Below are 26,369 nucleotides of genomic sequence, written 5' to 3' on the forward strand. Positions count from 1 at the left end.
CCGCCCAGCCGTAAAAATGAATTCGGTTACAAAAAAAGCACTTGTCAGGGACAAGTACTTTTTTTGAATATTAGTTAATCCATTCATTCATTAGTTTTTTGTATTCCACTTTTTCTTCCTCTTTGAAGAAAAGGCCGATCTCACGTTCTGCACTTGCAGGTGAATCTGATCCATGGATTACATTTTTCCCAACTGTAATGCCGAAATCTCCTCTGATTGTTCCAGGAGCAGCATCTTTAGGATTTGTTGAACCCATCATCTGACGAGCTGTAGCGATAACATTTTCACCTTCCCAAACCATTGCGAATACTGGTCCGGATGTAATAAAGTCAACAAGTTCTCCGAAAAATGGACGCTCTTTATGCTCTCCATAATGCTCTTCAGCAAGTTCCTTGCTGATGCTCATTAGCTTGCCGCCAACAAGCTGAAAGCCTTTCTTTTCGAAACGGGAAACGATTTCCCCGATTAGATTGCGCTGTACTCCGTCTGGTTTAACCATTAAAAATGTTCTTTCCATTGATTCCACTCCTAAAACTTTATGTATAGTGATTTATGTTAATCCACGAAAATATTAACATTGTTTTGAAAATTTAGCAACAGAAATCTGAAAGCGCTTTTACTTAATAATTTCCTCCTAAACAAAATTGCCGGCACCTGTAAAAGTGCTGGCAATTAATTGGCGGATTAAAATTTTCTTTTGCCTATAAATTTTGCAATATCCCGCAAAGCTTTCTTTGACCTGGAAGGAGGCAGCTCTTCGAGAACCCCCAAGGCTTTCTGCAGATATTTATCACTAATTTGCAGAGATTTTTCAACTGCACCGGAGTCTTTGACCAAAGCAATTATCTTCTCAATATCACTTCGTTCAGTTCCTTCGTGGACTCTGCTGATTTGATCGCAGATGATGCTGTCCTCCATTGCAAATAAAGCAGGGAGCGTAATGTTACCCTGGTGGAGATCTCCTCCCGCCGGCTTGCCAAGTTCTTTTTCTGTACCGACAAAATCCAGGACATCGTCAATGATTTGATAGGACATTCCCACAAAATAGCCGAATTTAAAGAGCTTTTTATGTATATCTTCCTCCACATTAGCTGCAATGCCGCCAAGCTGACAGCTCACCGCAATAAGCATGGCTGTTTTCCTTTTAATTCTCCGGAAATATGTCCTTATATTCTGATCATAGTTATACTTATCTTTAATTTGCTCAATTTCTCCTATGCAAAGTTCCACTAGGGTATGGGAGAGAATTTTGTGAGCATGCGGATTTTTTATATTGGTTATTAGTTCCAAAGCGCGTGCGAAAATATAATCACCGGTATACATGGCAATCTTATTATCCCACTTTGCTTTAATGGTAGGCTGCCCCCGGCGCAGCTCTGCATCATCAATAACATCATCATGGACAAGCGACGCCATATGGATAAGCTCCAGTGATACCGCTACGTTTTTAATTTTATCAATATCATATTCTCCGAACTTTGCAGCAAGCAAAACAAAAACTGGCCGGATTCTTTTCCCCCCGGCCTGCAGCAGATGCAGGGAAGCCTGATGCAATAGAGGAGACTCAGCTTTAATCGTCTCCTCAAGCTCGTTCTCTATAACAGTTAAATCTGAATTTAAAAATGAATACATCATTTTCAATTTCATTTGCTTACTCACCCAGCTTATCGATCCCGTCTGATCTATTCTCTATCGTTCAATGAGAAACATACAGAACAAGTTATTATTTTTTATTTCGTTCCAATGTGTACTGCAGCCACACCGCCGCTATAAGGCTTGAATGTGACGTTCTTAAAGCCTGCTTCTTCGAACATTCCTGCAAGTTCTTTCATCCCAGGAAAGTCTCTGGCTGATTCCTGCAGCCAGGAATATTCATTAAAACTTTTGGCAAAAAGCTTGCCAAACATAGGCATGATAAAACGGAAGTAGAAATAATAAGCCTGCTTGTATCCAAACAGAGTTGGCTGAGAAGTCTCCAGACACACTGCTATACCGCCAGGCTTTGCAACACGGTGCATTTCTTTTAATACCTGCAGATAATCCGGAACATTGCGAAGACCGAAACCGATTGTAACATAATCGAAGGAATTGTCCGCAAAAGGAAGTTCCATTGCATTTCCATGCACAAGCTCGACTTGCTTCAGTTTCCGATCCTTAATTTTTTCCTCACCGATTTTAAGCATATTTTTACTGAAATCCAAACCTACAACTTTACCGTTTTCACCTACGGCTTCAGCAAGCGCAATGGACCAATCGGCAGTACCGCAGCAAACATCAAGAGCCTTTGAACCCTTTTGAACATTCATCTTTTTCATTGTATCTTTGCGCCATCTTAAATGCTGCTGAAAGCTGATAACTGAATTCATTTTATCGTAGTTGCCATAAATCTTTTCAAATACGCTATGAACACGTTCTTCTTTTGATTGCTGCATATTTTATCCTTCTTCCACAAAAGTTTTAGCCACAGACTGACTATTATTAAAAATGCAGTGAATACGCTGCTCTAATAATTCATTTGCAAGAGGGAATTTCCTCAGGGATTGATCAACTATATTCCTTGAAAAATCAATATATCTATCACAAATGAGAATCAGATATCTCCGCTGCTCAGCAGACATGTCTTTCACTTTTGGGAAAGTCAGCTTTTTCAGGGCTTCAAAAACAACTGAGGTTCCTTCCTTAATGAACTGCTGCTTCTCTGCAATCAATCGCTTGATGAATAAAAGATTGGATATTACCTCTTTCCAAGCTGCCTTGCTGAATGCATCAGCCAGTTTTTCAAATAGGGACGCCTCAACTTTTTTGACTGAATTCATCAGGCTGTCAACTGCATCAGGAGACTTCTGATATAGCGAAATTTTATGCTCATTTACATCTTTAATCCCATCTGCGAAGGCCCTGATCATTTTAATATCATCAAAAGCTGCGAGAATCTTGTAATATAAACCGCTGTAATAAACACCTGCAAGGACAGTGAGCTGTCTATGCTTAAGACCTTTGTCTTCAGATTCATCGTTCTTAACAAGTTCATGGGTATCAAGGGCGATTTGGATAAGCATTGCAGTAACTGCATATTTTTCTGCTTTTGTGTCAGGTATTTCCACATCATTCAGGAAAGAGATCAGAAGCAGAAGCTTGTCTTCATCAATAACAGGAGAATCAATATACCTGAGCAGATAAGGGTGGTTAACTTTTTTCTCAATCTGTTCTTTTATATCTGCTAATTTAATCTTCACATCATGCATGCCATCACCCTTGTTTCCCCTTAGTTTTCTTTTTCAGCCGCGCGCTTTCTCCATGTAAATACTGCGACAAAGAGAACGGCACAAATTGCCTTACACATCTTATCTATTTTAGCCAATTCATTGGTTACTATTAAAGTAAAACGGGCAAAAAAAAGCCTTTTACCCGGTATCTTGTATTCAAGAGAAATAATCAAGCAGAAACAATTATATCATAAATTACAGGAACATGTCAGGACATTCTCTTGTGAAAATATCCTATCCTTCTTTTCAAAGGGAAGGTTATTTCTTAGCTTCACTTTCAAGTTCCCCATAGCTTGTCATTATTCTTGCATTCCCCCGGATCTTAATCGCGGATGTATGCTCGGTAAATTGTGCAATCATTACTTCTCCCTGATCAAGTTTTTCTGAATGATGGAATCTTGTATCAGAGCCTCTTGTTAACCCTATGACATTAACACCGTCTTCTTTGGCTTTTATCACAATATATTCATTTGCTGAGGGACTTTTCTTTTCCATTTAAACCATCCTTTGCTTCATATGTTCATGATAATTACTTACAAAAAAAGGCTAAAAGTTTTATCTTTCAGCCTTTGACCTTTTTATAGCCTGAACTCCTTCATTACAGAGTTCTCATTATTATTGTTTAATAAGCGAAAGCACTTCAGCCCGTGCTCTTGCATCCTCTGCAAACACACCTCTTACTGCTGATGTCACCGTTTTTGAACCAGGCTTTTTAACTCCGCGCATTGTCATGCACATATGTTCCGCTTCCACAACGACCATTACACCATGGGGCTCAAGCTTTTCCAGAATGGAATTTGCCACAGTAGATGTAATGCGTTCCTGAAGCTGAGGACGCTTGGCAACCGCCTCCACTGCTCTGGCAAGTTTGCTTAAACCTGTTACTCTGCCGCCCCTTGGGATGTAAGCTACATGAGCAACACCAAAGAAAGGTACAAGATGATGTTCACACATAGAGTAGAATGGAATATCTTTAACTAAAACAAGTTCTTCATGATCTTCGCCAAATACTGTTTCAAAGTATTCTTTAGGATCCTGGTTAAGCCCCATAAAAACTTCTTCATACATTTTTGCGACTCGCTTAGGCGTATCAAGAAGTCCTTCACGATTCGGGTCTTCTCCGATAGCTTCTAATATTAAACGCACCGCATCCTCTATCTGGGCACGATTCACTTCTGCCATAATTATGCCTCCTATGTATTAACACTGTGGTAATAATATGTTCATATTAGCATAACCCTTTCATTCAGGCAAAACTGAAACTTCCGTGTCTTTCTCTAATTTAAATATACAGCTCTTTCCCCTGTGGCAGGGTGATTTCAGATCGGATAAAAAAGAAAAAACCGCGATTATTCGCGGTTTTTAGCTCAAGCATAAGCTTTAAGCACTTGTATGTAGATTATTTAACTGCATCTTTAAGCGCTTTACCTGGTTTGAAAGCAGGAACTTTGCTTGCAGCGATTTCGATTTCTTCGCCAGTTTGCGGGTTGCGTCCTTTACGGGCTGCACGCTCGCGAACTTCAAAGTTTCCGAAACCGATTAGTTGTACCTTATCACCATTTTTCAAAGCATCAAGGATTGTATCGAAAACAGCATCAACTGCTTTAGTCGCGTCTTTTTTAGAAAGTTCGCCAGCTTCAGCAACTGCGTTAATTAGTTCTGTTTTGTTCATGCCTTTCACCTCCTCCCAAATATGGATAAAACCCAGTAAAATAAGATTCCTTACATACATTTGTAAACAAAATTACTGAATTCTATACGTTATGGCGTTTTTTTTGTATAACAAGCCCTATAATAAATGATAAATTGAAATTTTTCAATCCAAAAATCATTATAAACCCTTTAAATATAAGGGTTTCGGCCGCCATAACGGTAATTCTGTTAAAAGATTATCACAATCAAATGCTGTTATCAAGAATATTTCATGATTTAATGGGAATCTTTTCTTCTTTGCAACATATTTGTAATAAGTTGACCTGTTCTTATTACCCTTACGGCGCTTTTTAAAACATTATTTTTAGAAAATCAATTGCAAATTAAGCAGTGAATTTTTCAAACATTTCCTTTAAATTAGAATAAACGTAAAAAAAGACTCCAAAAGGAGCCTTCATTAAAGAATAATCGCTATTAATCCGCCAGAGCCTTCGTTGATGATTCTTTCTAATGTTTCTTTCAGTTTGTATCTTGCATTTTCAGGCATTAGGGAGAGTTTGGCCTGAATTCCTTCTCTTACGATGGAACTTAGGCTGCGTCCAAAGATGTCGGAGTTCCAAATTGAAAGCGGATCGTCTTCAAAGTCCTGCATCAGATAGCGGACAAGTTCTTCACTTTGCTTTTCTGTTCCGATGATAGGTGAGAATTCAGATTCTACATCCACTTTAATCATATGAATGGATGGGGCAACGGCTTTTAGCCTTACACCAAAGCGGGAACCATGGCGTGTAATTTCCGGTTCATCGAGGCTCATATCAGCCAGCGAAGGAGCAGCAATGCCGTAGCCGGTTTGCTTCACCATTCTCAACGCATCGGAAATTTGATCATACTCTGCTTTGGCATGAGCAAATTCCTGCATCAGCTCAAGCAAGTGGTCTTTTCCGCGGATTTCAACACCCACTATCTCTTTAAGTACCTCATCATAAAGATCATCTGGCGCATATAAGTCAATTTCGGCTACTCCCTGCCCCATTTCAATACCTGCGAGGCCTGCCCGGTCAATGAATTCAAAGTCGCTGAATTGATGGACCACTCGGTCGACATCTCTTAGCCTCTTTATATCCTTAACCGTTTCTTTAACAGCTTCCTGATAGCTTTCACGAAGCCAGTGATCTTCATGCAGCACCATTACCCAGCTCGGAAGGTTTACATTGACCTCCAGTACCGGGAACTCATAAAGAGCTTCACGCATAACGTTTAGTACATCTGATTCCCTCATGCCCTCAACACTCATGGCCAGGACAGGGATATCGTATTTTTCAGCGAGATCATTTCTCAGGGCATCCGTATTCGGATGATGAGGCTGGACACTGTTAATGATCATGATAAATGGCTTGCCAACTTCCTTTAACTCTTCAATAACCCTTTCTTCGGCTTCCAGGTAATTCGCACGCGGGATCTCTCCAATTGTTCCGTCAGTTGTAACCACTACTCCGATAGTCGAATGCTCCTGAATTACCTTTCTAGTTCCTATTTCAGCAGCTTCATGAAAAGGAATCGGCTCTTCATACCAAGGTGTATTGATCATTCTCGGGCCGTTTTCGTCTTCATAGCCCTTCGCCCCCGGTACTGTATATCCCACACAGTCCACAAGCCTGATATTTACATCCAGCCCTTCTGCAACATGCACTGTAGCAGCCTGGTTAGGGACAAATTTCGGTTCTGTTGTCATAATCGTCTTGCCGGCAGCACTTTGAGGAAGCTCATCCTGTGTGCGGGCACGTTCTGCTTCATTCTCCATATTTGGCAGAACAACTAGTTCCATAAACTTTTTTATAAATGTAGATTTGCCGGTGCGAACTGCGCCAACTACTCCAAAATATATATCGCCGCCAGTTCTTTCGGCAATATCTTTAAAAATATCAACCTTTTCCAAGTGATCCCCTCCTGAAATCTTGAGTTAATGGGATAATATTATCCTATCTATTATGTTTGGACATTATATGTGTATGATGTTGTCCTACATTGTTATGACAGTTTTTTAAAATTTTTACCCCCTATCAGGAATGTGCATTGCACCTGCCAGCCCAGCTGGAAATCTCCAAATCAATGACAGTCTGAAATGGACAGCTTACCATTCCAAATTTCCTTTTTTATTTTCAAACTCCCCTTACTCTTTATTCCTTTACCTTTATGCTTATAGTCAATAGTTGAAGAGTGGCTATAAAAGTATATAAAAAAATAACCCTTCTCCTACAATATATTTTGCAGGAGAAGGGTTATGACTATTTCACCAAAAAGATTGGATCATTTGTGACGGGATCGATTGTGTAAGGCAGGGAATAGGCGGGAACAAAATCAGAATCCTCTACAAGAAGATCTCTAATATCTTCTCCAGGTTTAGGCTTGTTTTCCTTATTCTCCAATGCCTGATATAAATCAGCCCGATAATCCACGTATACCTCTGCATTGCCGGTAACAACATACGGGAGGCTCTGGCCGCTGTATGGACTGAGGGCTTTAGGTTCTTCCTTAAACCCTAATTTTTTGAAATCCATCGTAAAGACATTTTCTGCTATCTGCTCTTTATATGGCGGGAACCCATGTGCCTTAACCCTCAGGTTAATATCCCTTATAGTTTCAGCAATTCTTAAATCAAAAATCTTCACTTTGGGATCTGTTTCTGCATCAACGATTACATATTGAAAAACTCCGCCGGATTCAAAGGCATTCCCAGGCGGCTCTGCCATATATTCGGGGGCAATTTTCTTAAAATCAATTGGATATTTTTGATATATAGGGGTCGTCTGATCCTTGGTTTTGATCGGCAAAAGGCCTCCATTTGCTTCCCGATATTGGTCCACTGCCGACTGGACAGACTGAAGCTGATCCTTATAGGCTATCTGATTTTGTGATAATTTCTCTTCAGGATACATACAGCCCGTCAGAATCAAAGCACCGCTCAACAAGAGCAAAAATATATTAAAAGCTTTTTTCATTTAATCAACCCTTTATGTAAAAGTGCTAGCTGCTTGTCGGACCGCTGAACACGACAATCACTATAATAATCCCGCTTATTATCATTAAAAAGTAGGCAACAATGGCTGTTATAATCTTAAAAACTCCAGCTTTCAGCTTGTAGCGGCTAAGATAAATTAATATTATAGATAAAAACATAAATCCCATAGAAGCAAGGGATATCCACATTTTCATTAAAGCCGGCGACATACAAATCAACTCCCTTTTCCGAAATGTATTATAACATACTAATTGAATAAATCTAAAAGCTTTTCATTACGAAAAAATTAAACACAAAAAAACTGAGGCAAAGAAGGGGCAATTCTTTACCTCAGCCATTTGACTAAATAACCCAGCACCCTGTTCATTACACTAGTTTGCTTCGTTGCATTGTATGCAGGAACCTGCTGTCTCGCATCATCTAATGCCTATATTTTTCAATTAATAAACATTTCAGTCCTTTTTATTCCCGCTTTGATCTTCCAAAACGTTTGCAAGATCTTCCATCTCATGTGTTTTTCCTCTTGCCATCAGAAGATCAACAGCATCCTTCGCATTTACATTATTAAAAAGAACATCATACAGGACAGTAGTAATCGGCATTTTCACGTCATATTTTTGAGCCAGCTGATGTGCTGCCTTTGTTGTCCTGACTCCCTCTACGACCATCCCCATATTATCAAGGACTTCCTGCAGATTATGGCCCTTTCCAAGAAGGTTGCCTGCTCGCCAATTGCGTGAATGAACAGAAGTGCATGTAACGATCAAATCACCGATTCCCGCTAAACCGGAGAAAGTAAGCGGGCTTGCCCCCATCTTCATACCGAGACGCGCAATTTCAGCAAGGCCTCTGGTTATCAGGGCTGCCTTTGCATTGTCTCCATAGCCTAAGCCATCTGTAATTCCAGCTGCAAGCGCAATAATATTTTTTAAAGCCCCGCCAATTTCCACTCCAATGATATCCGGGTTTGTATATACTCTGAAATTGTTATTGATAAACAAATCCTGGATTTTTTCGGCAGCAACCATATTTTTTGATGATACCGTAACAGTAGTTGGATGCCGCAGACTAACTTCTTCTGCATGGCTTGGGCCAGAGAGTACCACTACACTATCCAGAAGATTTCCAGGCATTTCTTCTTCAATCATTTCAGAAATCCGGAGAAGTGAATCAGGTTCAATGCCTTTACTTACGTGTACAATGGTTAGAGGCTCTTTTCTAATTCCCTTGATCTTGCCGACTACTTCACGAATAGCCTTTGTCGGTACTGCCAAAATCAAAGTGTCTGTTCCTGTTAAAGCCTCTTCAAGCGACGTGTATCCCCTTATTTCTGCAGGCAGATGTATCCCTGATAAATATTTTTGATTAGTATGGTGCTTATTAATTTCCTCTATCTGATCAGGATTATGGCCCCACAGTCTGACGTCATGCCCATTATCCGCAAGCACCATCGCCAGGGCAGTACCCCAGCTGCCAGCACCTGCTACAGCTACACTTTCTTTTTTCCGCTCCATTTGATCACTGCCTTTTAATGTATTTGGATGCATCAAAAATTCATCCGATTCTGCCTGCCAGACAACATTAAAGCTTTCCGGCTGGCATCATCGCATTATTTTCTTTCCCTTGCAAATATCTTAATAGGTGTGCCTTCAAAACCAAAAGCGTCTCTAATTCTGTTTTCGAGGAAACGTTCATATGAAAAATGAAGAAGTTCAGGATCATTAACAAACACAACAAATGTCGGCGGCTTCACAGCAACCTGTGTTGTATAATAAATTCTTAGGCGTCTTCCTTTGTCTGTAGGTGTTGGATTCATCGCAACAGCATCCATAACGACATCATTGAGGACGCTTGTTTCAACACGCAAAGCATGGTTTTCACTGGCTGTATTAATCATCGGGATAAGAGTATGAATACGCTTTTTCGTTTTAGCTGAAAGGAAAACAATTGGTGCATAATCAAGGAATTGAAAATGCTCACGGATATTTTGTTCAAATGCCTTCATTGTTCTCTCATCTTTTTCAACTGCATCCCACTTATTGACTACAATAACAACAGCTCTGCCTGCTTCATGAGCATAACCGGCAATGCGCTTGTCCTGCTCGATGATTCCTTCTTCCCCATCGATGACCACTAGGACAACATCGGAACGTTCGATTGCCCGCAAAGCTCTCAGTACACTGTATTTTTCTGTTGTTTCATAGACTTTCCCTTTTTTTCGCATTCCTGCAGTATCGATGATGACATATTCCTGTCCGTCAACTTTCACCTTCGAGTCGATAGCATCTCTTGTGGTGCCTGCGATATTGCTGACAATGACCCGTTCTTCACCAAGCATTGCGTTTACAAGGGAGGATTTCCCGACATTCGGGCGCCCAATTAAAGAAAACTTAATGACATCTTCTCCATATTCAGTTTGGCCATGTTTCGGGAAATGCTTGGCTGCTTCATCAAGCAAGTCTCCAAGACCAAGCCCATGAGAACCTGAAATAGGAAATGGTTCACCAAAGCCAAGTGCATAAAAGTCATAGACTAAATCCCGCATCTCAGGGTTATCGATTTTATTTACCCCAAGAACTACAGGCTTTTTGGCTTTATATAAAATTTTGGCAACTTCCTCGTCTGCAGAGGTAACACCCTCTCGCCCGTTTACAAGAAAAATGATGACATCTGCTTCATCAATCGCAATTTCTGCCTGAAGCCGAATTTGCTCTAAAAATGGCTCGTCTCCAATATCAATTCCGCCTGTGTCAATAATATTAAAATCATGAGTCAGCCATTCTGCCGAACTATAAATCCTGTCCCTTGTCACTCCCGGAATATCTTCGACAATGGATATCCGTTCTCCTACAATTCTGTTAAATATCGTTGATTTCCCAACGTTAGGACGCCCGACAATAGCCACCACTGGTTTTGCCATGAACATCACCCTTTCAATTCTTTATTTAAATTGTTTAAACATCCCATCTATGTTCCAGAAATGCCTTTACCTTGAGTTAGCATACAGATGGCTGTCCACAATAACACTACATTGATGTTAAAACCATCCAAACAGCTGTACATTTATAAAATAAACCCTTCTCAAAGATAGAAGGGTCTAACTTAGATATTTTAACAAAGAGAAACCTTCCTAGCAATGAAAAACTTGGAAGCTGCATTAATGCTTAACAATTACATATAGTTCATCTGTTAAAGCATGGGCAATACCGTCAAGAATAGCTTCGAGATTGGCTGCGATGATTTCCATTTCTTTTTTATCTTCACAATGAAATACGGCGGTTCCTGAGGGTATCTTGGCTGGATTTGTTGTAATTGCAGCCAGTATGAATTTTTCAAGCACCATACGCTAACTTCCTTTCCCATTCGTTTGCCGTTCAGTAGGCATCCTAATCGCGTTTTCGAGTGTCGGAACCGCTTCGATGATTTTTATGGCTTTATTGATATTCTTTTCCTGCGGCAATACAAAAACCCCCACACGCCCATCATCAAGGTCCCTTTTCGCAAGCGGAACAAGCGCAGGAGTTCCGGAATCCCGGTAAACACCCAAAGCAGTAGAAACATCATGCAATATAGCCTGTCTCTGCCCAAGATTCGCAATAGTGGAGCGGGCATTAAAATTTTTAGGTTTTAAAATAAATCCCATCCCATATCGCAGCACTTCCTCTTGTCTTTCGGGCAAACCTATATTCATGATATAAATATTGTCAACATACAAGCCCGCTCCATCAAATCGCGGCTCTACAAACTCAACTTCAACGATTTCCTTCAGCCTTCCCCCTGACATTAATTTCTTTGAAATAAGTACGGCCAGAATGGCTGCCGCAAGCCCTCCCCATATATTAAATAGCAGATAGCCAAGCGTACTTAATAAAGATGTGAAAATCACAAGATAATTTCTGCTTTCGAAGGCGATCGCCACGCCTTCTATATACGTTTTGCCTCTGGGAACCATTTCGTAGCTGTCCAGTTCAGTAAGCGTGTTTCTCTCCATGTTTCTGACTTCCCTAAACTGGGATGCAGCAAGGGTCAGGAAGGTAATGGCTGTGAATTCTTCCTCCATAATTGAAGGGATAGCCACCGTTCCCAGGCCAGCAGCAATGAATCCCAATGCAACGTGTATAATTTTTCCATGTAAGTATGTAGGGTATTGCCGGTAATCGGTCCGCAGCATATAAATACGGGTCAAAGTTCCGGCTGCCAGACCAAAAAGTATCGGGTACGTATATTCGCTCATGATAATTTTTGTTTCTCCCTTTCGAAATGTTTAAAGTTGGCTTCAATATATTTGACGGCCCATTGCACTGCAATCCATACGGCCGATATGGAAACAGAGATTGCCATGATATCCAGAAAGGCCAATGATCCAATAGTGTACGGAAAGGAAAATTGATTAAGTATGAGCGCATAAAGAACTTCTCCCTGGATGCTCCCGAGCAATATTAACGGCAGTCTGAGCATTCTGTTTTTTTGCAGGAGAACTGCCAAATAAACAAGAAGGACTGACAGCATCCAATTTCGTGAGAATATTACCCAAACCGGATCAAACAGTTCAAACAGATGAAATGTGACATATGCCATCATCAGGATGAAAGCACAAAAAAGGAAATAAAGTTTACTCAGTTTTTTTAATCTCCCAGCAAAAATATATAAAGATACAAGCAGAAAAAGGCCACCAATACCAGTTTCAACATTGAAGATTTTAAGTGTCCAGGGTGACAGCATAATGAAGAATAAAATCCAGGCAGATAATAGAAACCTGTATTTATTATTTCGATCCATAAAAAAAGTCGCCATAATCCAAACCATCCAGGAAATCCAATAGAAAATTAATCCTTCCATCCTCTACCTCCTATCATTTCCATTATGGCTTTTTCATATGTAAAATAACCCTGCAAGTTCAAAAGGATAATTCCTTTGGAATCAAAGCTATCTTTTTGCATAATTCTTTTGCACTCATTTCATCTTAATAACATGGAGGTGTTTAATATGGGTAAAGACAGACAGGAAAAAAAACTTAAAAATAGCGGAAAAGTGGAATCCGATCGCGACCAGGCACTTCATTATGCTGGAGCTGCCAAGATGCAGAGCCCCGAAGAAGCCAGATCTTTGAATGATTCAAAATACAGTTAAAAAGAAAAGTGCAAGCACTTTGCTCACAAAGGAACACAGACTAAAAACGCCACATTCTCTCAAAAGCTGGCGCATTTGATCGTGCGATGATTATGCTGACAAAGCCCTCCTTTCCTTGGGGGCACCAAGCACAAGATTAGCCCTGCAGGAAGGTGTTCTTTCCTTCTGGAATGGAATGGTTAGCTTTCGTCCGGAGCCGAAACCGGACAAACTTGTGACCTCGAGGGTGGAGGCGCTCCTCATAAAAGCTAATGCTTTTAATCGTGCTATGGTCATGCTGTCGAAGCGTTCCTTGTGGACCCAGACAGTTATCGATGTTCAAAAATCTAATATACACGCCTCTGAAAGCAAAAAATAGCTCTCGTCATTTGACGAGAGCTTTACTTTGGGATGATCCGCTGGGAATATGCCTTTGTATCAATGCCACGTTCATTCAGCCAATGATGGGTCCCTCCAGTTATGATAATTGGAGACTGCTGAAGCTGGGCGATGTTTGCTGCCCCCAAGGCCGTCATGAGCACTTTCAATTCGGTATGCATATTGTTAATCTCTTCAATGAGTGCTTCAAGTCCTTCTTTCATGAGCACTTTCAAAAAGTATCCCGCCATCCCTGCAGCTCCTGCACCAAGAGCAATTGCCTTAGCTATTTCATGGCTTGACTGGATCCCCCCAGAAGCTATGACAGCAATATCTTTTTCCAAAGATACAGCTTCTGCAATGGAAACTGCTGTCGGAATTCCCCACTCATTAAAAAACGTTAACAGTCTTTCTCTTCTTGCATTTTCTATGCGGGAGAAATTCGTTCCGCCAAATCCGCCGATATCGATTGCTGTAACACCGGCTGATGCAAGCATTGATACTGTTTCTTTATTCATGCCAAACCCCACTTCTTTTACAACTACTGGAACTTCTGAATGGGAGACGATATGTTCAATTCTTTTTAGGGCCCCCCGAAAATCACGGTCACCTTCAGGCATGGTCAATTCCTGGACTACATTTAAGTGAATTTGCAAAGCATCTGCTTCTATCATATCAACCGCTGCTTTTGCCTGATCGATTGTAGCTTCGCTGCCTAAGTTGCCAATAATAATTCCATAGGGGTTTTCTCTCCTGACAACCCTGTAGGATTCTGCTTCACTTGGATCCTTCAGTGCAGACATTTGAGACCCTACTGCCATAGCAAGGCCTGTTGATCTGGCAGCCAGGGCGAGATCCCGGTTAATTTGAACCGTTCTTTCTCCTCCGCCTCCTGTCATGGCATTTATAAAAATTGGCGAACTTAATGAAAGTTCGCCAATTGAAGTGCCTAAATCAGCCTGATCAAGAAACGCATCAGGAAGACTTTGATGAATAAATGCAATATCCTCTAAACCGGTATTGCTGTTTTGGCCCGTTGCCAAAGCATGCTGGATATGATCCCATTTACGTTTTGATCTAGACAAAATTTATCACCATTACTTTTTTAAATTCTTTAGCTGGTCGCCTATCATATCACCAAGAGAGAAGCCTTTATTTTCTTCAGGAAGTTCATAGTCAGTCACTTCTTCCTGTTCTTTTTCAAGAAGATCTTTGATGCTCAATGACAGGCGCTGGTCCTGTTCGTTCACATCAAGAACCTTTACTTTTATTTCCTGTCCTTCGCTCAATACTTCGTGAGGAGTTCCAATATGCTTATGCGCAATTTGAGAAATATGGACAAGGCCTTCCACTCCTGGGAAAACTTCAACAAATGCTCCATATGACACCAGTCTTTTTACTGTTCCTTCAAGAGTGCTTCCTTTAGGAGCCTTTTCACTGATATTATCCCATGGCCCTGGCAAAGTCTCCTTAATGGAAAGTGAAATGCGTTCATTATCCCGGTCTACACTTAATACTTTCACTTTCACTTTTTGGCCTTCTTCCACAACATCTGAAGGCTTCTCTACATGCTCATAAGAAAGCTGGGAAATATGAACAAGACCATCGATCCCGCCAATATCAACAAATGCTCCAAAGTCAGTAATTCTTTGAACTGTTCCATCTAAAACCTGACCTGCCTGAAGGGATTCAAGCACTTGGTGTTTCTGTTTTCCTTTTTCTTCCTCTATTACAGCGCGGTGAGAAAGAATCAGGCGATTTTTATCTTTATCAAGCTCTACAATTTTAAATGTCATCGTTTTGCCTTTATAATCAGTAAAGTCCTCAACAAAGTGAGCTTCAACCAGGGAAGCAGGAACAAATCCGCGCACACCCAAGTCTACTACTAAGCCGCCTTTAACAACATCTTTTATTTCTGCTTCAAAAACTTCACCATCATTGAATTTCTTTTCAAGGGTTTCCCAGGATTTCCCGGCATCCACTTTTCGTTTAGAAAGAATAAGGGCTTCTTCCTCCACTTTTAAAACTTCAAGCTCGAGCTCATCTCCTTCTGAAACCGCATCGCTTGCTTTTTCAATATGAAGGCTTGAAAGCTCGCTGATTGGGATAATCCCATCCAATTTGCTGTCAGCAAGGTCAACAATGACTTGCTTTTCTTCCACTTTGGTAACTTGGCCTTTTACCTTGTCACCCACCTCAAAATTTTTAACTTCTACTTGATTCATTTCCTCTGACATATGTATTCCTCCTTAATCCAATGGCTGCTTTCAAATTTTTAATCTGTATTCAACTGCCTGCCATCCAGGCAAGAACCCTGTGTCAGCAGCAGAAATACTCGAATGGCTATTTATTTTGCAGGCTATTTTTCAACTGTTGTTGAATGTCTCTTTCTGCCCTCATAAGAAAAGCGTAAACGCCTTGCCCACCCCCGACAAGAACAAGACTTGTGACCTCGAAGGGTTAGGCTGCTTGCGCTAGACAATTCTTGAAGTTCAAAGTAAAGGACAGCCTTATTTTTCGAATATTTTCGCCTTTTTAAAAAATGCCTTTTTACTAACTTCTTACAAAAGAAGTTTTTTGTCAAGCAAGAAGGTCTATGAATAATCTTCTATTAATTTACGTATTTCTGACATAATCAATTCAGTGGTTTCCTCTGCCGAGGCCTTTCTTTCCCTTAGCTCTTTCATATCAATTGGTTTACCATATACAACTTTTAATCTTGAAAAAGCTTTATAGGGGCCAATAATGGCGCAGGGAACGACATTCGCTTCTGACCTGAGAGCAAAAAAACCTGCACCTGCCAGTCCTTTCCCCAGCTGCCCCGTTTTACTTCTAGTACCCTCTGGAAACAGCCCTAAAACCTTTCCTTCTTTTAATATTCCAAGCCCTTTTCTCAATGCCTCTCTGTCACTCATTCCTCTCTTGACAGGAAATGCGTTGAGATCGGGAAGAATTTTCCCCAGAACCGGTACATTAAAAAGCTCTTCCTTGGCCATAAAATAAACTGGCCTTGGAGCATTAATGCCGACCACCGGAGGATCGAGATTATCTATATGATTGGAGCATAAAAGGACGCCCCCTTCAGCAGGAAAGTTCTCCTTCCCAATTACTTCAAATCTGTATATGGGTTTTAGAACTCCATAGACTGCTGCTTTAGCAAAAGAATAGAGATTCACTTTGAACCAATCCTTTCAATAGCCAGATCCATTATCTTATCGACTACCTGACCAATTGACAAAGAAGTTGTATCAATCTCCTTTGCATCATCTGCTTTCTTTAAGGGAGCTACTTCGCGCTCAGAGTCCAGCTTGTCCCTTAAGGAAATTTCTTCCTTCAGTTTTTCAAGATCAGATGGATATCCCTTCTGGATATTTTCGTTATGTCGCCTTACAGCTCTTTCATCGACAGAGGCTAAAAGAAAAATCTTTACTTCTGCATGGGGCAGGACATGGGTTCCGATATCCCGGCCATCCATTACAACTCCTCCATTTAAAGCAAAGCTTTGCTGGCGCAATACCATTTCTTCTCTAACTAGCTTATGCATGGAGACTATAGAAACAGAATTTGTCACTTCAGAAGTCCTGATTTCATTTGTCACATCCAGCCCGTCCAGATAAATTAATTGCCCTTTTTCGCCTGGCTGCAGTTCAATAACTGTATTGTTTAGAATCTCCATAAGAGAAGCTTCATCTTCAAGACTTGCATTCTTCTGAATAGCTTTATAAGTCAAGGCGCGATACATGGCACCAGTATCAATATATATGTAAGATAATTTTTCTGCCACAATCTTTGCTACTGTACTTTTCCCTGCAGCAGCTGGGCCGTCAATTGCAATTGATATACGTTTGCTCATAGTTCCTCCTGTACCCCTGGCCGCTTCTTTCCCAGGTTCATTCAGCTTTATTTTAACATAATAAGTCTGCATCAGTGCATAATGAAGCTGTTTTTTAAGTCTTGCAAATATTAAAAAATAGCCCCTGAAAGGCTTATAAATGATCGATTTTCCCGACTGCCGGGACAAAAAATAAGCAGGCGCCTGCCTGCTAATAATTTTCCCTGAACGTTTCAAGCAGCTCAGTGAAATTCTGATCTGTAACACCCTCATACTGAGTCAGCTGCTTTAATTCCGGAAAAGCATCCATATGATGAAAGAAAAATTGAGTGAACAGCAAGAAAACAAATTGCACAATAATTAACTTTAGAATAATCCTCTCCACCGTTTTCATTAATGCCATCTCTCCAACTGGTAAAATAAGAATAAGCCAATAGACTTCACCATCTATTATGAGAGATGAATATAAAAAATATTCCTTTATTTATATTTCCAGGCCTTTTTTCTTCATTGCCAGTTGCCTATCGAAACAAAATCGCAGGAGCAATTGTCTATCCTGGGGGCTTACCTCCAAAAACTGAACAGAAATAAGCGATTTTCCATTTTGAGGTTCAGAAACTCTGATTACCTTACTTTTAAGCCGTAAATAATAATTGTCGCCGTTTTGCATAGTTAATACGAAATAAGTGAGTATTTGCATATTCGCTATTAAAGAGCTGCCTGTTTGTGCGATGATTGCAGCCCCGCCAGCACTAATATCATCCGTAACGGATACAAAAGGACTAAACTCATTACTTTCCGGGTGGATAGCAACATCAACGGGTGTTTCAACCCGGACAAACTGACGCCGCTGAATTTTTACCAAATGTTCGTCCCCCGGATATGATAAAACAATCATCGGGATTTTCAACTTAACTCTTCCCATAACCTCGCTTTCGAAAAGATATACCGTCCCATCTTCAGCCAAAAAGGTTGCCTTCAGCTGAGTCCCATCGAGCAGGAAAGCAGTTTTATTTGTTTCCTGTACTATCGGATAATCAATATATAGATTATTTCCTTCTCTTTCAACAAGCTTGCATTTATATTTCTCGGATTTTTCCGAGTATGTTAATTCGAGCAGCACTGTCTCTCCAATATTTATCACACTGACACACTTCCCTTATTAAAAGGATAAACTTGTCATTTAATTATGACCGGTATAAAAGATTCCCGCAATAGCATTTTTAAAAAACTTAGGCAAAAAGACCCAAGTGCTTCCTAAAGCAAAAAAAGAAAGCCTATACGGCTTTCTCTACAGTACATCTTCAAATACTGGCTCAGCATTTTTTAGCTTTTCTACTTTTTCTTCTTGTCCTGTTTCTGCGTTTATATAGATTCTGTAGGTATCTTCACCCAATGTGCCTAGAATTTCATAACAGGAAACTTCCTGTTTTAAATCATTAATGATGATTGCCCGTCTGTCTTCCATGACTTTAAGCTGTGGATTCACCTTGGCTCTCGCCTCTTCTGCAGTAATTGCAGGCTCAGGAATTTCTCTCTGGTGATGAGCTTTTAAATAATCCTCAGCAGAAAAGGCTGCCATACTGCCATTATCAAGCGCAACTTTCACACGAATGGAGTCCGGATAAATTCTTACGCCATCCTGATTGGATACGAAGGTAAATACGCCTAAATTGTCATACTGAGCACTCTCGAATAAATCAAGGTCCTTGAAGCCATTTTCTTTCAGAAATTTAATCGCATTATTGCTTGCTTCATTAAGGCTTACTTTTTGTTTCGCCACTTCCCGATCCAGTATGAACCAGATAGGATACCCGCCTTTCTTAGTGATATCCATGTTTGCTTCTTCTTTTGTTTTCTTATTTTGAATACTGACACTATAGAACCCGTAATCAGATCCTTTGCCGTTTTCAGTCACTCTTATATTTACATTTTTCCCCAACTTTGCATATTGCTGACCTATTCGTGCAGCTTCTTCTTCTGTTATTTCTTTACCTTTAAGATATTTGTAATTTTCATCCTTCCTCTGCATATTTACAAATGCCGGTCCAAAGTCTGTCTCTCCATAGCCTTCAACCGTTTTTTCCACTGTCTTAAATCCATCTATGATTGTATTATCTGCAGCTTCCCCATTGGAAGCGAGCGCCATTTCTACATCCATCCACCGTAAGTTCTTTTCAAGCACCATATGCTGAACTTTGCGCAAATCCTGCTGAACATCAGCCGACTGTTTATAGAGCTGCTTTAGCGCTTGATATTCTTTATCCGATAAAGGTTCCTTCTCCAAATCCCTTACTGCTGTCCGATAACTGAAATCTCCAATATTGGATAGAAACTCTTCTGTTTTATTGAAAGGAAGAAGTGAGAGAGGCAGCTGGCCAACATCTGAGTGGGCTTCTGAAGTCAATCTCCACACTTCTGCCAATTCAGGTGATAGTGAAGCTCTCGAATTCATTGCTAAGGTTGTTCCGATTTTGTCATGCAATAGGTCAATTTGGTAAGTTAAATCATGAAATGCCCTTTGATAATTATTTTCGGCATTAATTAGGATTGCATTTTTCTCCCGGTGTTCCTGATAACCCCAAAACGCTGTACCGGCAACACCCAGTGCAAGTACGCCTATGAGAATTCCTCTAAGCATGATCATTCACCCCTCTATTTACAGAATATATGTTTTCCAATCTGCTTGATTTGCGGCCGTGTCCAAATCCATCCGCTTGTTGCTGTATCCGGGTTAAAGTAATACAGTGCCTCGCCTGTTGGATCCCATCCATTAATGGCATCAAGGACGGCCTTTTTTGCAGTTTCATTCGGCGTTAACCATATCTGTCCATCGGCCACGGCGGTAAAAGCACGCGGCTCAAAAATAACGCCAGATACAGTGTTCGGAAATGATGCACTTTCTACACGGTTTAAGATAACTGCGGCAACTGCCACCTGGCCTGTATACGGCTCTCCTCTTGATTCTCCATAAACCGCATTGGCCATTAACTGGATATCATTATCTGAGAATCCGTTAGGCACATTTGCAGCAGTCGGCTGTTTAGGAGCTTCCTGCTGCTGTGCCGTTCCCCCGGAAGATCCACCTTGCTGAGGCTTAGTCTGCTTTTCAGTGTCCACCCCGCCGTAATGGGTAAATTTATTGCCCTTATTAATTTGTTCTTTCACATACTGTTCATTATACTTGGATGCTTTTACGAGCTTATTTTTTGTTTCCTGGCCAGCAAGCCCATCTATCGGAAGGCCGAATTCATATTGAAAATTCCTGAGTGCCCAATAGGTTCCCCACCCAAAAACTCCATCGATTTTCCCATTGTAGAATCCTAAATACTGCAGGCGGGACTGAAGCTCGATTACATCATTTCCCACTGCTCCGTGCTGGATAACCTGGTTCGAAAAGGCATTAGCTTTGTCCATATTCCCGCTAAAAGGAATTCCTAGAATACAAAGGGAGATTATGAGTAAAACCTTTCCTGCCAAAAAATTCTTTTTCATGGATTTTAACCTCCAAAAGTCAATCTTTTTTCATTGACCCTATTTTTTGTAGTCCTTGGCTTTTTATTCAATAACTTGAGTCTTTTTACTTTTGGTTTATTTTCGGCAAAATAAAAAACCCTCCATCAAGAATGGAGAGTTTTCTGTAAATCAAATTGATTATTCATGTGGTTTAGACTATGTGCCCTTGCTTTTTTGACTTTTCTTAAGCCCAGCCACCAAAGGAAGATCATAAATGGGAACATGATAAAAATCCAATGTTTTAAGGAGATCAGGATATAGTCGTAAATACCGTGAAGGAGAAAAGGTATAAAGAGCGAAAAGGCTATCCATTTTTTTGTCGAGGTTGCCGAGAATTTTCCTTTTCCTATATAATAGCCCATGATAACACCAAAGAGAGCATGACTGGAAACCGGAAGCAAGGCCCTTCCAAGAGCGTGTTCCACACCGAGTGCGACGAGATAGAAGATATTTTCTGCAGTGGCAAAGCCAAGTGATACAGAAGCACCATACACAATTCCATCATATGGTTCATCAAATGTTATATGCTGATAAATAGTATAAAATAATATAAACCATTTAAAGAATTCTTCCAGCAGACTTGATGACAGAAATGCATCCATCAAACTAGACTGCAGCACCCCTTCAGTCTCTAAAACATACTGGATGAACATGATAGGGAATACGAGCAAAGCACCAAACAAAAAAGTTTTAAAAACCATTGATATGGGTTCAGACTCATATTGATCTTTTAAATAAAAATAGCTTAATAATGCCAACCCCGGCGCGATGCCAGCGGATAATATTCCCAGCATGAGCTGCCCTCTTTTCAATCTGTTTTCTTAATCGTATCATGATATAGAAAGAATTAAAATGATTATTCAAATATTGGAAAACAAAATATTTCACATCATATTTTGAGTCAAAGCTAGAATTGGGGGATTAACATGGAGAAAAAAAAGATACTTGTTATACACACTGGAGGCACCATTTCAATGAGTGAGGATGCAGCAACTGGTGCTGTAAAGCCAACAGATAATAATCCATTAACTGAAAAAACAAAGGAACTGCTTTCCCTTGCAGAATTACTGGTTGAAGAGCCTTTTCATCTCCCTTCACCGCATATAACACCTAGAGAAATGCTTAAATTGAAGGAAATCATTGAAAAAAACCTGGCAAAAGAAAAAATTAGCGGCGTAGTCATTACCCATGGAACAGATACATTAGAAGAGACAGCCTATTTCTTGGATCTGACTGTTAAAACATCTCTTCCCATCGTTGTTACTGGTGCAATGAGATCAAGTAATGAAATCGGCTCTGACGGACTTTACAACCTAATTTCCTCCATTCGCGTGGCTTCATGTGAAGAAGCAAAAAACAAAGGGGTTCTGGTTGTTCTAAATGATGAAATTCATACTGCGGAAAATGTGACAAAGACACACACAAGCAATGTATCTACTTTCCAAAGCCCGCAGTATGGACCAATCGGAATAGTCACAAAGAGAGGTGTATTATTCCACAACACGCCCACAAATAGAGAATATTATCCTTTTAATGCTATTGTTAAAAAAGTCACACTTATTAAAGCATTTGCCGGAATGGATTCTTCTTTGCTTTATGCGATAGGTGATTTAGATTTTGACGGAGTTGTGATTGAAGCACTTGGACAAGGTAATTTGCCTCCAGCCACAATTGAAGGCATTAAGGCTCTTACAGAAAAGAACATTCCGATTGTATTGGTTTCCCGATGTTTCAATGGAATTGCACAAGATGTGTATGGCTATGACGGAGGCGGAAAGCATCTAAAGGACATGGGTGTTATTTTCTCAAATGGACTAAACGGGCAAAAAGCAAGAATTAAACTGCTTATCGGACTGGAAACCCAGCAAAATATCGAAGAGATTTTCCAAATATAAATTGGCAATAACAAAGGCTAATCACTTGTGATCAGCCTTTGTTATTGCCTTTTTCAATTATAGCTTTTGCTATTTGTCCGCCATGGAATCTGCCATTTTCAATAAAAATTTCGTTGGCATTATTCCCGGCAGCTATTACACCCGCAATAAATATTCCAGGGACATTCGTTTCCATCGTTTCAGGATTAAATTGAGGGCGGCCCGTTTCTTCATTTATTTGAATTCCCATACCCCTTAAAAATTCATGGTCAGGATGGTAGCCGGTCATGGCAAATACAAAGTCGTTCTCAATGTCAAAATGCTGGCCACCTGCCATGTAGGTCAGCTTATTTTCACTGATTTCTTTCACATGTGCATTAAATTCCATTTTGATGACGCCGTTTCTGACTAAGGACTCAAACTCAGGGAGAATCCATGGCTTTATGCTGGGTGAATATTCTGTTCCGCGATAGATCACCGTAACTCTGGCTCCTGCTTTAACCAGTTCGATCGCAGCATCGACGCTTGAGTTTTTCCCGCCAATTACCGTTACGTCTTTATCAAAATAAGGATGGGCTTCTTTGAAATAGTGAAACACCTTTGGCAGATCCTCCCCTGGAACTCCCATGTAATTTGGATGGTCGTAATAGCCTGTAGCAATTACTACGTAATTGGCGGTATAAATGCCCTTATCTGTTTGTACTTCAAATACATCAGATGGATTTTTAATTACTTTGAGAACTTTTTCAAAGGCATTTACCTTGATCCCTTTTCTTTTTACAACTTCCCGGTAATAAGTTAGTGCCTGGTTTCTCTTAGGCTTATAATTTTCTGTTATAAAGGGTACCCCGCCGATTTCGAGCTTTTCGCTCGTGCTGAAGAAGGTTTGGTGTGTTGGATAGTGGTAAATTGCGTTTACAATATTGCCTTTTTCGATAACAAGCGGGTTTCTCCCAGCTTCCTGAAGGGCTATGGCAGCTGCCAATCCGCATGGTCCTCCGCCAACAATAATAGCGTCTATATTCAAGATTCTCACTCCTTAATCAATACCCATGAAAAAAGTTTCATGTTGCTGTTTTTCTTACAAATAATTGTTTTAGCCTATAATATGCGCGTTCAAATCAGCATGGGGCACTTGCTTTCCGCGCGGAGAGATGAGAGCCTCCTCGCTTCCGCCTGCGGGGTCTCTCACTTCCCTAACCTCCTGCAGGATACTGAATAAGCGTCCTAGAAATAACCCCCCACGAAGGAAATGCGGATGAATTCCGTGGATAAAGTGCCCACAGCGAAGATCAACTCAACAGGTAAACTTAGTTTGAAGATAAAAAGCAACAACCTTTACTGAAAACAACTGAAAAATCTCCCATCAGTTTATGATAGGAGATTTTTTATGATTATTCAAATGTCTTACTTTCACCAATGGGATTTATAATTAAATCCATCCGCGGAATCTTGAAGCTTCCGCCATTTTTCTCACACCAACCATATAAGCAGCCAGGCGCATATCCACACGGCGGGTTTGGGACGTCTGATAAATATTATCAAATGACTTAACCATTACCTTCTCAAGCTTTTCTTCTACTTCTTCTTCGGTCCAGTAATATCCCTGGTTATTTTGCACCCATTCGAAGTATGAAACCGTTACTCCTCCAGCCGAGGCCAGCACGTCAGGCACAAGCAGAATTCCGCGCTCGGAAAGAATTCGTGTTGCTTCCAAAGTAGTTGGGCCGTTAGCCGCCTCCACTACAATGCTCGCTCTTATATTATGTGCATTTTCTTCTGTTATCTGATTTTCGATGGCCGCAGGAACCAGAATATCGCAATCAAGTTCAAGCAGCTCTTTATTTGTAATTGTATCATTAAACAACTTTGTCACAGTGCCAAAGCTATCACGGCGATCCAAGAGGTAATCGATATCAAGACCGTCTGGATCATATAAACCGCCATAAGCATCTGAAATGCCAACAACCTTTGCACCAGCATCATGCATAAACTTTGAGAGGAAACTTCCAGCATTACCGAATCCCTGAACAACTACTCTTGCACCTTCCAGATTAATGCCTTTTTTCTTTGCAGCTTCGCGTATGCAAATTGTAACCCCTTTAGCTGTTGCTGATTCCCGTCCATGTGAACCGCCTAGTACAAGTGGTTTACCTGTAATGAAGCCTGGAGAGTTAAATTCATCAATCCGGCTGTATTCATCCATCATCCATGCCATGATCTGCGAATTGGTAAATACATCAGGTGCAGGAATATCCTTAGTCGGTCCCACAATTTGACTGATTGCCCGTACATAACCGCGGCTTAGCCGCTCTAACTCACCGAAGGACATATCGCGAGGGTCGCAAACGATTCCGCCTTTACCTCCGCCATATGGAAGATCCACAATTCCGCATTTTAAGCTCATCCAGATTGACAGTGCCTTTACTTCCTTTTCAGTTACATTCGGGTGAAAACGAATACCGCCTTTAGTAGGACCAACAGCATCATTATGCTGGGCCCGGTAGCCAGTAAAGACTTTTACTGTTCCGTCATCCATCCGTACAGGGATTTTCACTGTCATCATGCGAATTGGCTCTTTTAGAAGCTCATAGACCTCATCAGAATATCCCAGCTTCCCTAAAGCCTTATGTATGACAGTTTGAGTCGACCTTAAGACGTCCAATTTTTCAGCTTTATTTGAATCAGTACCTTTCTCGGCTACCATTTGTAAACCTCCTAGAAAAATCACTTTCATTAGTTGTCCGCTTCCATGGATTAGTATACACCTTTGCCTAATTTATGCAAGAAGAATAATGTACTTTTCCTCATTTTTTAATATTTTCATGAAACCGCTCTCAGCCCTGGTATTAAAGGGAATTTTCTGTTTACTCCTAGTACCCGTTTTCCCGTTTTAACCTAAAGGAAACATCCATTTCCCTCTTTACTGTTTAGTTAAAAACTTTTCCATTTTTATGCTATTATTGCATTTGATTGACTATACTTGTTTTACCCAATTTTTATATAGTTCATGACCATTTAATCCAAAATCACTGTATTTCGCTGTAATCATCCTCCCTGATAATCTGTGCGGGGAAGATTGCCTATGTTCAAAAAAAAGAAAGAGGATTTCCCTCTTTTCAGCCTTATGAAAAGTATTTTACCAGCTCTTTTACTGCTTGGGACTCGATAAGTACTTTCCCATATTCCTGAATAACATGTATGCTGGTAAAGGCTGAATCACCGTACTCAGCTAGTATGGCAATTACTCTATGAACGTTTTCTGCCGCTATATCAGTAACATGATAATAATACTTCTCTTTATAAGAATAAAGGCTTCCTTCCTCAATCTGTACACGATTCAGCTCTGCAGCCATTTGAATTACATCTTCAAAATCCTGGAACTCGAATAATATATCTTCACTGCCCTCAACAGTTACTTGCATTTCAATAAAACCATCCTCAAGGAGCTCTTCATCATCCATCTGCTCCTCCATTGTAACGATCATAACCATTCCCTGAGACTGCATGGAGAATATCTCCACAGCAACTGAACCTTGAATATCTACACCAAATTCTTCACTTGCCTCTTCCAGCATCTCATGAAAAAGCTGATGCCATTTAAGTGAATCCTTCCAGACATCTTCCTTAGTCAGTCCTCTATCATTTAAATCATCTAATGTGAGAAAGATTTTGATTTTATTATAATTCAAACGTTCTAAGCGCATAATAAGCCCCCTGAC

Annotated in this window: 30 protein-coding genes; 3 read left to right on the forward strand and 27 right to left on the reverse strand. The window is 40.5% G+C overall.

What is annotated here, in order from left to right:
- Positions 1-70: 70 nt before the first annotated feature.
- The 15 genes from ndk to NR125_RS04435 form a co-directional block, all read right to left on the reverse strand.
- On the reverse strand, positions 71-517 hold the full coding sequence (ndk, locus tag NR125_RS04365) for a nucleoside-diphosphate kinase (protein ID WP_009332749.1): 447 nt from the start codon (positions 515-517) through the stop codon (positions 71-73).
- Positions 518-684: 167 nt separating this feature from the next.
- Positions 685-1,647, reverse strand: a complete 963-nt coding sequence (gene hepT, locus NR125_RS04370) for a heptaprenyl diphosphate synthase component II (RefSeq protein ID WP_009332750.1) — start codon at positions 1,645-1,647, stop codon at positions 685-687.
- An 83-nt stretch (positions 1,648-1,730) separates the two neighbouring features.
- A complete protein-coding gene (gene menG, locus NR125_RS04375; RefSeq protein ID WP_009332751.1) occupies positions 1,731-2,432 on the reverse strand; it encodes a demethylmenaquinone methyltransferase in 702 nt (233 codons plus the stop codon).
- Positions 2,433-2,435: 3 nt separating this feature from the next.
- Positions 2,436-3,245 carry a heptaprenyl diphosphate synthase component 1 gene (locus NR125_RS04380; protein ID WP_019380385.1) on the reverse strand — a complete coding sequence of 270 codons (810 nt, stop codon included), beginning with the start codon at positions 3,243-3,245 and terminating at the stop codon, positions 2,436-2,438.
- Between the two features lie 279 nt (positions 3,246-3,524).
- Complete coding sequence (gene mtrB / locus NR125_RS04385; RefSeq protein WP_009332753.1) at positions 3,525-3,761, reverse strand: trp RNA-binding attenuation protein MtrB; 237 nt, start codon at positions 3,759-3,761, stop codon at positions 3,525-3,527.
- A gap of 120 nt (positions 3,762-3,881) precedes the next feature.
- Positions 3,882-4,448: a GTP cyclohydrolase I FolE gene (folE, locus tag NR125_RS04390; RefSeq protein ID WP_009332754.1), complete on the reverse strand. Its 567-nt coding sequence runs from the start codon at positions 4,446-4,448 to the stop codon at positions 3,882-3,884.
- A gap of 217 nt (positions 4,449-4,665) precedes the next feature.
- A complete protein-coding gene (gene hbs, locus NR125_RS04395) occupies positions 4,666-4,938 on the reverse strand; it encodes a non-specific DNA-binding protein Hbs (RefSeq protein ID WP_009332755.1) in 273 nt (90 codons plus the stop codon).
- Positions 4,939-5,376: 438 nt separating this feature from the next.
- Positions 5,377-6,855, reverse strand: a complete 1,479-nt coding sequence (spoIVA, locus tag NR125_RS04400; RefSeq protein ID WP_019380383.1) for a stage IV sporulation protein A — start codon at positions 6,853-6,855, stop codon at positions 5,377-5,379.
- Between the two features lie 349 nt (positions 6,856-7,204).
- On the reverse strand, positions 7,205-7,918 hold the full coding sequence (locus tag NR125_RS04405; protein ID WP_009332757.1) for a hypothetical protein: 714 nt from the start codon (positions 7,916-7,918) through the stop codon (positions 7,205-7,207).
- A 25-nt stretch (positions 7,919-7,943) separates the two neighbouring features.
- Positions 7,944-8,147, reverse strand: a complete 204-nt coding sequence (locus tag NR125_RS04410; RefSeq protein WP_009332758.1) for a DUF2768 domain-containing protein — start codon at positions 8,145-8,147, stop codon at positions 7,944-7,946.
- A gap of 243 nt (positions 8,148-8,390) precedes the next feature.
- A complete protein-coding gene (locus NR125_RS04415; protein ID WP_175502164.1) occupies positions 8,391-9,452 on the reverse strand; it encodes an NAD(P)H-dependent glycerol-3-phosphate dehydrogenase in 1,062 nt (353 codons plus the stop codon).
- 95 nt (positions 9,453-9,547) lie between these two features.
- Positions 9,548-10,858 (reverse strand): ribosome biogenesis GTPase Der, encoded by a 1,311-nt coding sequence (der, locus tag NR125_RS04420; RefSeq protein WP_009332760.1) that lies wholly within the window; start codon positions 10,856-10,858, stop codon positions 9,548-9,550.
- Between the two features lie 237 nt (positions 10,859-11,095).
- Positions 11,096-11,281: a capping complex subunit for YIEGIA gene (locus tag NR125_RS04425; protein ID WP_009332761.1), complete on the reverse strand. Its 186-nt coding sequence runs from the start codon at positions 11,279-11,281 to the stop codon at positions 11,096-11,098.
- Positions 11,282-11,284: 3 nt separating this feature from the next.
- Positions 11,285-12,172 (reverse strand): YIEGIA family protein, encoded by an 888-nt coding sequence (locus NR125_RS04430; protein ID WP_009332762.1) that lies wholly within the window; start codon positions 12,170-12,172, stop codon positions 11,285-11,287.
- Positions 12,169-12,777 (reverse strand): YphA family membrane protein, encoded by a 609-nt coding sequence (locus NR125_RS04435; RefSeq protein WP_009332763.1) that lies wholly within the window; start codon positions 12,775-12,777, stop codon positions 12,169-12,171. The genes NR125_RS04430 and NR125_RS04435 overlap by 4 nt, the downstream gene beginning before the upstream one ends.
- 147 nt (positions 12,778-12,924) lie before the next feature.
- Here NR125_RS04435 and NR125_RS04440 point away from each other — a divergent pair, with 147 nt between their 5' ends.
- Positions 12,925-13,068, forward strand: a complete 144-nt coding sequence (locus NR125_RS04440; protein WP_009332764.1) for a YpzI family protein — start codon at positions 12,925-12,927, stop codon at positions 13,066-13,068.
- Between the two features lie 175 nt (positions 13,069-13,243).
- On the forward strand, positions 13,244-13,426 hold the full coding sequence (locus tag NR125_RS04445; protein WP_019380377.1) for a hypothetical protein: 183 nt from the start codon (positions 13,244-13,246) through the stop codon (positions 13,424-13,426).
- Positions 13,427-13,448: 22 nt separating this feature from the next.
- Here the strand turns inward: NR125_RS04445 and fni are convergent, their stop codons facing one another.
- From fni to prsW, 9 genes are all read right to left on the reverse strand, one after another.
- On the reverse strand, positions 13,449-14,510 hold the full coding sequence (gene fni / locus NR125_RS04450; RefSeq protein WP_009332765.1) for a type 2 isopentenyl-diphosphate Delta-isomerase: 1,062 nt from the start codon (positions 14,508-14,510) through the stop codon (positions 13,449-13,451).
- A 12-nt stretch (positions 14,511-14,522) separates the two neighbouring features.
- Positions 14,523-15,662, reverse strand: coding sequence for a 30S ribosomal protein S1 (gene rpsA, locus NR125_RS04455; protein WP_009332766.1), 1,140 nt, complete (start codon positions 15,660-15,662; stop codon positions 14,523-14,525).
- A gap of 357 nt (positions 15,663-16,019) precedes the next feature.
- Entirely contained in the window at positions 16,020-16,601 is a 582-nt protein-coding gene (locus tag NR125_RS04460) for a lysophospholipid acyltransferase family protein (protein ID WP_009332767.1), read from the reverse strand.
- Positions 16,598-17,278, reverse strand: a complete 681-nt coding sequence (gene cmk, locus NR125_RS04465) for a (d)CMP kinase (RefSeq protein ID WP_026041598.1) — start codon at positions 17,276-17,278, stop codon at positions 16,598-16,600. Before cmk ends, NR125_RS04460 begins: the two co-directional genes overlap by 4 nt.
- Before the next feature lie 190 nt (positions 17,279-17,468).
- Entirely contained in the window at positions 17,469-17,651 is a 183-nt protein-coding gene (locus NR125_RS04470) for a YpfB family protein (protein WP_009332769.1), read from the reverse strand.
- Positions 17,652-17,741: 90 nt separating this feature from the next.
- Positions 17,742-18,401 (reverse strand): flagellar brake protein, encoded by a 660-nt coding sequence (locus NR125_RS04475; protein ID WP_009332770.1) that lies wholly within the window; start codon positions 18,399-18,401, stop codon positions 17,742-17,744.
- A gap of 147 nt (positions 18,402-18,548) precedes the next feature.
- Entirely contained in the window at positions 18,549-19,898 is a 1,350-nt protein-coding gene (gene ypeB, locus NR125_RS04480; protein WP_009332771.1) for a germination protein YpeB, read from the reverse strand.
- 14 nt (positions 19,899-19,912) lie between these two features.
- On the reverse strand, positions 19,913-20,752 hold the full coding sequence (gene sleB / locus NR125_RS04485) for a spore cortex-lytic enzyme (protein ID WP_009332772.1): 840 nt from the start codon (positions 20,750-20,752) through the stop codon (positions 19,913-19,915).
- Positions 20,753-20,877: 125 nt separating this feature from the next.
- Entirely contained in the window at positions 20,878-21,567 is a 690-nt protein-coding gene (gene prsW / locus NR125_RS04490; RefSeq protein ID WP_009332773.1) for a glutamic-type intramembrane protease PrsW, read from the reverse strand.
- A 132-nt stretch (positions 21,568-21,699) separates the two neighbouring features.
- On the opposite strand from prsW, the gene NR125_RS04495 reads away from it, so the two are divergent.
- The gene (locus NR125_RS04495) at positions 21,700-22,668 is read left to right on the forward strand and encodes an asparaginase (RefSeq protein WP_009332774.1); all 969 of its coding nucleotides are present in this window, start codon (positions 21,700-21,702) and stop codon (positions 22,666-22,668) included.
- A gap of 31 nt (positions 22,669-22,699) precedes the next feature.
- On the opposite strand, the gene NR125_RS04500 is transcribed toward NR125_RS04495, so the two are convergent.
- From NR125_RS04500 to NR125_RS04510, 3 genes are all read right to left on the reverse strand, one after another.
- Positions 22,700-23,674 carry a YpdA family putative bacillithiol disulfide reductase gene (locus NR125_RS04500; protein WP_009332775.1) on the reverse strand — a complete coding sequence of 325 codons (975 nt, stop codon included), beginning with the start codon at positions 23,672-23,674 and terminating at the stop codon, positions 22,700-22,702.
- A 405-nt stretch (positions 23,675-24,079) separates the two neighbouring features.
- Entirely contained in the window at positions 24,080-25,354 is a 1,275-nt protein-coding gene (locus NR125_RS04505; protein ID WP_009332776.1) for a Glu/Leu/Phe/Val family dehydrogenase, read from the reverse strand.
- Positions 25,355-25,772: 418 nt separating this feature from the next.
- A complete protein-coding gene (locus NR125_RS04510; RefSeq protein WP_009332777.1) occupies positions 25,773-26,354 on the reverse strand; it encodes a genetic competence negative regulator in 582 nt (193 codons plus the stop codon).
- Positions 26,355-26,369 lie beyond the last annotated feature (15 nt).

It is taken from the genome of Cytobacillus sp. Bac17, assembly GCF_024519925.1.
Taxonomy (GTDB): domain Bacteria; phylum Bacillota; class Bacilli; order Bacillales; family Cytobacillaceae; genus Cytobacillus; species Cytobacillus pseudoceanisediminis.

What these genes read in the sequence shown, in the direction of transcription:
- ndk (WP_009332749.1), bottom strand. Translation starts at nt 517, where the DNA reads ATGGAAAGAACATTTTTAATGGTTAAACCAGACGGAGTACAGCGCAAT.
- hepT (WP_009332750.1), bottom strand. Translation starts at nt 1,647, where the DNA reads ATGAAATTGAAAATGATGTATTCATTTTTAAATTCAGATTTAACTGTT.
- menG (WP_009332751.1), bottom strand. Translation starts at nt 2,432, where the DNA reads ATGCAGCAATCAAAAGAAGAACGTGTTCATAGCGTATTTGAAAAGATT.
- NR125_RS04380 (WP_019380385.1), bottom strand. Translation starts at nt 3,245, where the DNA reads ATGCATGATGTGAAGATTAAATTAGCAGATATAAAAGAACAGATTGAG.
- mtrB (WP_009332753.1), bottom strand. Translation starts at nt 3,761, where the DNA reads ATGGAAAAGAAAAGTCCCTCAGCAAATGAATATATTGTGATAAAAGCC.
- folE (WP_009332754.1), bottom strand. Translation starts at nt 4,448, where the DNA reads ATGGCAGAAGTGAATCGTGCCCAGATAGAGGATGCGGTGCGTTTAATA.
- hbs (WP_009332755.1), bottom strand. Translation starts at nt 4,938, where the DNA reads ATGAACAAAACAGAACTAATTAACGCAGTTGCTGAAGCTGGCGAACTT.
- NR125_RS04405 (WP_009332757.1), bottom strand. Translation starts at nt 7,918, where the DNA reads ATGAAAAAAGCTTTTAATATATTTTTGCTCTTGTTGAGCGGTGCTTTG.
- NR125_RS04410 (WP_009332758.1), bottom strand. Translation starts at nt 8,147, where the DNA reads ATGTCGCCGGCTTTAATGAAAATGTGGATATCCCTTGCTTCTATGGGA.
- NR125_RS04415 (WP_175502164.1), bottom strand. Translation starts at nt 9,452, where the DNA reads ATGGAGCGGAAAAAAGAAAGTGTAGCTGTAGCAGGTGCTGGCAGCTGG.
- der (WP_009332760.1), bottom strand. Translation starts at nt 10,858, where the DNA reads ATGGCAAAACCAGTGGTGGCTATTGTCGGGCGTCCTAACGTTGGGAAA.
- NR125_RS04425 (WP_009332761.1), bottom strand. Translation starts at nt 11,281, where the DNA reads ATGGTGCTTGAAAAATTCATACTGGCTGCAATTACAACAAATCCAGCC.
- NR125_RS04430 (WP_009332762.1), bottom strand. Translation starts at nt 12,172, where the DNA reads ATGAGCGAATATACGTACCCGATACTTTTTGGTCTGGCAGCCGGAACT.
- NR125_RS04435 (WP_009332763.1), bottom strand. Translation starts at nt 12,777, where the DNA reads ATGGAAGGATTAATTTTCTATTGGATTTCCTGGATGGTTTGGATTATG.
- NR125_RS04440 (WP_009332764.1), top strand. Translation starts at nt 12,925, where the DNA reads ATGGGTAAAGACAGACAGGAAAAAAAACTTAAAAATAGCGGAAAAGTG.
- NR125_RS04445 (WP_019380377.1), top strand. Translation starts at nt 13,244, where the DNA reads ATGGTTAGCTTTCGTCCGGAGCCGAAACCGGACAAACTTGTGACCTCG.
- rpsA (WP_009332766.1), bottom strand. Translation starts at nt 15,662, where the DNA reads ATGTCAGAGGAAATGAATCAAGTAGAAGTTAAAAATTTTGAGGTGGGT.
- cmk (WP_026041598.1), bottom strand. Translation starts at nt 17,278, where the DNA reads ATGAGCAAACGTATATCAATTGCAATTGACGGCCCAGCTGCTGCAGGG.
- NR125_RS04470 (WP_009332769.1), bottom strand. Translation starts at nt 17,651, where the DNA reads ATGAAAACGGTGGAGAGGATTATTCTAAAGTTAATTATTGTGCAATTT.
- ypeB (WP_009332771.1), bottom strand. Translation starts at nt 19,898, where the DNA reads ATGCTTAGAGGAATTCTCATAGGCGTACTTGCACTGGGTGTTGCCGGT.
- sleB (WP_009332772.1), bottom strand. Translation starts at nt 20,752, where the DNA reads ATGAAAAAGAATTTTTTGGCAGGAAAGGTTTTACTCATAATCTCCCTT.
- prsW (WP_009332773.1), bottom strand. Translation starts at nt 21,567, where the DNA reads ATGCTGGGAATATTATCCGCTGGCATCGCGCCGGGGTTGGCATTATTA.
- NR125_RS04495 (WP_009332774.1), top strand. Translation starts at nt 21,700, where the DNA reads ATGGAGAAAAAAAAGATACTTGTTATACACACTGGAGGCACCATTTCA.
- NR125_RS04505 (WP_009332776.1), bottom strand. Translation starts at nt 25,354, where the DNA reads ATGGTAGCCGAGAAAGGTACTGATTCAAATAAAGCTGAAAAATTGGAC.
- NR125_RS04510 (WP_009332777.1), bottom strand. Translation starts at nt 26,354, where the DNA reads ATGCGCTTAGAACGTTTGAATTATAATAAAATCAAAATCTTTCTCACA.